This is a genomic window from Sphingobacterium sp. UBA7253 (assembly GCF_002472745.1).
Taxonomy (GTDB): domain Bacteria; phylum Bacteroidota; class Bacteroidia; order Sphingobacteriales; family Sphingobacteriaceae; genus Sphingobacterium; species Sphingobacterium siyangense.
Genome location: NZ_DKSP01000019.1, coordinates 1 through 6,339 on the forward strand (window position 1 = coordinate 1; position 6,339 = coordinate 6,339).

General features: G+C 35.6%; 6 protein-coding genes. 3 read left to right on the top strand and 3 right to left on the bottom strand.

The features are described from left to right. Window positions 1-751, top strand: a 751-nt coding sequence (locus B2X72_RS01355; protein WP_286848110.1) for an MBL fold metallo-hydrolase, incomplete at its 5' end; no start/stop codon positions are given. A gap of 180 nt (window positions 752-931) precedes the next feature. Here the strand turns inward: B2X72_RS01355 and B2X72_RS01360 are convergent. The 3 genes from B2X72_RS01360 to B2X72_RS01370 all read right to left on the bottom strand — a co-directional run bounded on the left by B2X72_RS01360 (window position 932) and on the right by B2X72_RS01370 (window position 3,116). Further along, complete coding sequence (locus B2X72_RS01360) at window positions 932-1,777, bottom strand: GNAT family N-acetyltransferase (protein ID WP_145327130.1); 846 nt, start codon at window positions 1,775-1,777, stop codon at window positions 932-934. Window positions 1,778-1,908: 131 nt separating this feature from the next. Next, entirely contained in the window at window positions 1,909-2,715 is an 807-nt protein-coding gene (locus tag B2X72_RS01365) for a hypothetical protein (RefSeq protein WP_075993134.1), read from the bottom strand. 215 nt (window positions 2,716-2,930) lie between these two features. Further along, the gene (locus tag B2X72_RS01370) at window positions 2,931-3,116 is read right to left on the bottom strand and encodes a winged helix-turn-helix transcriptional regulator (protein WP_317042057.1); all 186 of its coding nucleotides are present in this window, start codon (window positions 3,114-3,116) and stop codon (window positions 2,931-2,933) included. 605 nt (window positions 3,117-3,721) lie between these two features. Between B2X72_RS01370 and B2X72_RS01375 the strand changes: the two genes are divergently transcribed. Continuing rightward, complete coding sequence (locus tag B2X72_RS01375; protein ID WP_088161977.1) at window positions 3,722-4,663, top strand: hypothetical protein; 942 nt, start codon at window positions 3,722-3,724, stop codon at window positions 4,661-4,663. A 284-nt stretch (window positions 4,664-4,947) separates the two neighbouring features. Beyond that, window positions 4,948-6,339: CHASE3 domain-containing protein (locus B2X72_RS01380; RefSeq protein WP_286848111.1), on the top strand; the 1,392-nt coding region annotated here is incomplete at its 3' end.

Below are 6,339 nucleotides of genomic sequence, written 5' to 3' on the forward strand. Positions count from 1 at the left end.
TACTTTTGTCGGAATATTCAAAATGAAAATATATCCTTTAAAAGACGGTGATTTCAGTGTAGATAAGAACAAAAATTTCACCTATCTAGAAGATACGGAAAACGATAAAAATTTAAAGATGGCGGTGCAGCCTTTTCTTATTGAAACAGCTGGCAATCTAGTGCTACTAGATGCAGAATTAGGCTGGATGGGAAACGGTATCCCAAAAATTCATAGCAACATGATAAAAGCAGGTTTCCAACCAAAAGATGTCAAGCTAGTTATGCTTTCTCATTTGCACAAAGATCACATTGACGGACTTGTGAATAGAGAGAAAAATGATTGGACGCTTAATTTTCCAAATGCCGAAGTCTATCTGCAAAAGCGTGAATATGATTTTGCGCTCTCAAAAGAAGGGAGTCCTTCTTTTGATTTGGATGTTTTGAAGTTCATTGTTGAGAATGCCAATATTGTCTGGATGGATTCTGATAAAGGAAGTATTACTTCAGAAATTGATTTCGAAGTGACTGGCGGACATACCCCTTATCATCAGGTTTTCTGGATTAAGGAAGATGGAGAAACCGCTTTTTATGGTGCAGACAATCTTCCTCAAATGGGATATCTAAACTATCAAATAGCATTTAAAACTGATTATGATGGCAAAAAAGCAATGGAAAAACGGATCATTTGGAAGCAAAGAGCACAAGAAGAACAATGGAAAATCCTGCTTTACCATGATATTGAAAATGAAATAATTAGACTTGGTAAATAGTTTCCTATTTCAAATCCTCACTCATCAACGTTAATTTTTTAGAAAAGACAATAAAAAAATCATCTGCATCGTTACCTGATATTTAAATCAACAAGTAGTTTTGCATCCCTATTAATTTCCTTTTTTTAAACAAAAAAGAAAATGGGATCGTGAGAAAAGAAAAAAGGAATCGGAAATTTGTCACAGCCTTTTGATCGTTTCATATTGCTTTCCAACTGGTTCAATATTCACGGATTTCAGAAAAGCTGTCATAGATTCACAGCTAATGTCTGTATTGATAATTTTTATAGCGTCAGTTTGCATAGTCTCTATTATATGCTGAAGCAATAGGGTACCAGCACCTTTTCTTCTGTGTTCTTTATTTACCGCCAGTTGTGTAATATCTCCTGATCCTGGCTCAAATACGCAATATCCAATCAGCTTATCCTCTGAAAAAACGCCTGTGCAAATAAAATTGTCGAAAGACCTACGAATTGATTCAATGCTATTTTGCCAGGATGGTTTAAAATCCCAAAAAGTTTCAATTTCAGTATATTCAAAAATATCTATTGGTTTTATATTAAAGGTTGAACTTTTGGCCAATAAAGTAATTGCCTCAATCTTTTGCTTAAAATAAAAGAACTTTCGGACCACAGTAAAGCCGATCTTTTTATAAACCGATACGGCACTTTTATTATGCTGCAGTACTTCCAGCAGATAATTATGGACTCCAGCCTTCTTCAGATAGGGAATCGAATAATTAAATACCGATGTGGCAAGTCCTTGTCCCTGATAATTTTTAAGAGTACCTGTCCCCGTATCATAAGCCGTTAAAACCTCATCGAAATCACCGATCCCGTTAAAGGTGAAAGATACGATAGCATCACCGTCAAAAACCCCAAAGGAAAGATCAGGCCTAAAACCGCGCCTCTTGAGCATAGCCAAGAGCTGACTTTTATCCAATTGCATTTCATATTCGGCAAAAGCTCTCTGAAATGCATAAAACAAAATTTCAGGATCTATTTTTTCCAGGGATCTAATTTCCATAATCAAAGTGGCCGACGGTAAAAATTGAAATGAAATATAAGACAATTTTTACAAACAGCTGCTTTTTAAGTAGAAATCTCCAAGCAGAAACCAGTTTAGACATTCTAAATTAATCCTGTAGTACGCAAACTTTACCTGTTTTCATAATAATCTGTACGACGGTAATAATGAATGGTCGAATTAGATTTTTTCATCCTATTATTGTAGTCTTTTCTAAACAAAAACGCGATGATTACAATGAATAAGAATAGTAATAAATAGACAAACAATATATCGTACAGCCAAGATCCCTGCAGATAAAAAGAATCGTCTGCAAGGCAAAACTTCTGCTGTTCAGTATTTTGTGGATTGTAAAACAATATGTATTCCTTATTAGTTATTATTCCATTTGCTCTATCCAGCAGTTCGGTTCGCATCTGCTCAAAACGTCGCTGGCTCACAATAGGTAAAAATGCATACTGCTTTTCCGCCTTATCTAATTTCCGCAAGTATAGCTGTCCATTGGCAGTATATCGGTATTCGACATTTAAATAGGCGTATTTTGTCTTGCCTCTATGTATTTTAGATTCGAAGTTTATGATAGCGGGCGCTGTTGCAATCCAGCTCGGATGCGTCCGCGCAAACTCTTTACGCTCCAAAGATGGACTTACAGAAAAAACGGAAATTATTAAAACATACACTGCTGCCAACAGAACAACAAACGCTATGCGATTGCCACTTCGCATTGTTATGCGCTTTCCATTCACATTATAGCGGACTTCATCCCGACCATCTCCTTTACCTAATTTGCTAAGGATTATTTTTTGCAAAGGGAAATAAAGCAGAGAAGAGCATACCAGCGCGTAAACAAAATAACGGTAACTGTTGCCCCAGAAAACGATGACAAAGATGAAGGCAGCAGCCACAGACCATTGAAGAAATTTGCCAATTGATTTCATAACCCTTTGTTCAGATGTAAGCACTAAGCATAGCAATAACTTTTTTAGTTTATTCCGTTGCAGCTCTCTATTATTCCAAAATAAAAATAAGGTATTCGACAATACCCATGGCCCTCTATTTAAAATCCGTGAGCAGAAAATTACGATTCGCTGAACAGTGGTAAATTTTGCATACCCACCTATTCTGAAAAAGGCGACTATCCTCACCCTTTTTATCATTCTGAAATTCTTTTTAAAATTACTCTTCTCAGTCTATCTTCATTCTGGTCTCCCCAATATCCAAGTGCGGAAATTACTGGGATCAGCGTCATTCCAAAATCTGTGAGTGAATATTCTACTTTTGGTGGTACAACAGGATAAATTTTCTTGCTGATAAGTTCATGGTCTTCCAGTTCTTTCAGCTGGGTATTTAAAACCGTCTAGAGGCATCTGGTATTTTATGCTGCAATTCACTGGGGCTTTTATGCCCCTTTAAATTGACAATGGCCTAAGAACTTATAATAAAACTTAAGTATACCTCATTTTATCGCATAATATATCGTCCTATATAAGACTCATATCGTCCTGAAAGGTCTAAATCAAAATATTTCTGTCCGTAAATCATGCATGAGAAGCAAGACAGTCTAATAATTAGTATCATCAAAAAAATAGTATTTATTGATTTTTTCACAGAGAACTGTTGCATTAAGATACAAATTAGTTATGTAAATTAGCTACTTAGTTATATAGAAATACAATGGGAATTTCCTGGGTTCGTAAGCTATTATTTATGTGTATTGTATCGATAAGTATGTTATCACAGAACAACATATGAAATTGAATAACATCCTTTTTAACGAATTTTAAACGATAGTCAGCGAATTGTAAACGGTTTACACTGCAAAAATTGATATTTTTACATTTGACAATTACCAATACTTCTTAAGCAATACGGCTAGTATATCGGAAAGCTGTTGAATAGCGTTGGCCGAAATATTAAACCAACACGCTCCAACAAAATTGACTTATGAAAAAATATATGTTATCAATTATTGTTTTACTGACTTTAGCCTCTTGTAAAGGACAAGAAAGTAAGACAGAAATTTTGGATAAACTAAAATATAATGCGGACAAGAGCAACTATGGTATCCAACCGACGTTTTATTATCCTACTGAAATCTCAATAAATGATTATCCTGTAGTCAAAGGGCTTGAATTCTTTGGAAACACAATTCCAAACTTTATTGACATTGCGATCAACAAAAATGGCGAACAAGAGTTAAAAATACTAATTGACTTATCCAATTATAAAAAGCAAGGAAATCCGATTTTAAAAATTCTATTAGTCAGGTCAGCCCAAGGAATATCAATCATTTCCAATGAATCAGATTTTCCCAAAGAAAATATTTTAGTAAATTATGAATTATCAGATGATGATATTACTCAAGAAAACATTAAAAGTGGTTACTTCTTGAAAACGATAAAGTTTAATGCCAAAATTCCTGTCGAACTATCTTCCTTAAATAAATCAGTTCAATTAAAGAATTCAACAGAACTACTTGACAACCTGTATAGTGCTCTTACCAACCTGACGAAAGATTTAAATGATAAAAATAGCAATAACGTTTTGGAAATTATCCAAAACGCAGAATTTGAGGTGGCACAATTACGAGGGATGAAAAAAGAATGGATATTAAAAGAAAGAGAAGCTCTTCTATCAAATACTTTTACATTGCTACCAAAGGATAGTTGCGACGTCAAAATTTATGGAAACGGAACAATGGCAACTCTTGTGAAAAAGAATTCAGAAATAATCAAACAATCGGCAATAACTTCAAAATTTACCAAAGGTTTCCCTAGCGGTAAAGTTGTTCAATTTTATAACTTTTATTACAACATACCGAAAGGAAAGGAAGAATTAGAATTAATAAGATTTGACGGTTATGCAATAACAAAATACAAAAAATAATAAACGCTATCGGCAGAAAAGCTGTTGTTTCAGGCTAGCTAAAGTGGAATCGCATGATCTCAATAGGTGAAATCTCCAATATCAGCTATCTCGTAGAAACATGATGAAAGCCATCAAATATTACTGACTGATTAGAGATACAATTCTACTTTTTTAGTATCTTAACAGTAAACTACCGACCAATGCCAAAAAAAATTATAAGAAATCTCCAGATAGGTGTAATGCTTTCTTTGATACTACTGATTGCGGGTTCTATAGCATCTTATATTAGCATACATAACCAGATGGAGAGCAGGAAAAGCCTCTTAAAAACGAAGGAGTCTATCAGTTTAATAAAAGATATTGTAAACACGCTGTTAAATGCCGAAACAGGCAATCGGGGATATCAGCTTACCGGCCGTGAAAATTTTCTTGAACCTTTCAATAAAAGCAGGAATGAATATCCGCTGCTTGTTGCTAACAAAGATAAATTTAATCTTAACGATAAACGCCAGATTAATATCCTTCATGAACTGCTGCATACCTCAGACAGGTTGATGAAAGAATATGTCTTGTTGATTGATAATCGTACTAAGGGAATAGTAATGACTCCAGAGGAACTTGTTCAAAACAAGATGGCCATGGATAAATGCCGAATGCTCGTTCAGGAATTTGTAAAACACGAGGAAGTTCAGCTTGCCCTAAAAAATGAAGATCTGAATAACTCCACCAAACGGACCGTTTTATTCATTATCTTTTCAGCGGTTGCGGCCATTGGCGTCACCATTTTCGTTTATATTCAACTAAAATCGGACATTATGCGCCGCGATAAGTTGGAAAAAGATCTGTTTTATACGAAGGAAATGCTCGAGGAAACAAGCGCGGTTGCCCAAGTGGGAGGCTGGGAAGTCAATATAAAGAGCGGAAAGCTCACCTGGTCTCAAAGTGTACGAGAAATTCATAAAACTAACATTAATTTCCAACCAACCTTTGAAAATGCCCTTGGATTTTACGAAGGAAAAAACAGAGAGAGAATAGAATTTCTATTCAACAGAGCAGTACAACAAGGGATCTCTTTTGATGAGGAGCTACAACTTCTGCGTAATGACGGTGTCACCATCTGGGTAAGAGTAAAAGGAATTCCCGAATTTGAAAATGAAGTTTGCCACAGGGTTTTTGGAATTATTCAGAACATTGATGCCTTCAAAAAAATGTTTCTGGAAGTTGCTCAGAAGGAAGCTATGATGCAGTCCTGTGCTACAGATGTTCCTATTCCTTTGGCGATGCTTGACAAAGCCCTTAACTACGTTGCCGTCAGCAGCAGATGGCGAGATGAATTTAGTATGAATAATGTCGACCTTATCGGCAATAACCTGTTTACAATATCGCCCAATATTCCCGAAGAAAGAAAAAAGATTTACAGGAATGCGCTTTTGGGAGAAACGTACATCGACGGGGATTTTGCACTAAAGGTGGAAGGAAAAGAAGAAATTCAACATTACGATCTTAAAGTCGGACCCTGGTATCTTACAAAAGATGAGGTTGGAGGTATAATTATTTCCATACAGAATATTACAAATGCCGTAAAAATAAACGAGGAACTGAAAAATGCCAAGGAAACTGCAGATATAGCCAGCAGGGCAAAATCCGAATTCCTGGCCAATATGAGTCATGAAATCCGCACGCCGATGAACGGC

Excerpts from the sequence above, each read along its gene's own strand:
- B2X72_RS01360 (WP_145327130.1), bottom strand. The coding sequence starts at position 1,777 with ATGGAAATTAGATCCCTGGAAAAAATAGATCCTGAAATTTTGTTTTAT.
- B2X72_RS01365 (WP_075993134.1), bottom strand. The coding sequence starts at position 2,715 with ATGAAATCAATTGGCAAATTTCTTCAATGGTCTGTGGCTGCTGCCTTC.
- B2X72_RS01375 (WP_088161977.1), top strand. The coding sequence starts at position 3,722 with ATGAAAAAATATATGTTATCAATTATTGTTTTACTGACTTTAGCCTCT.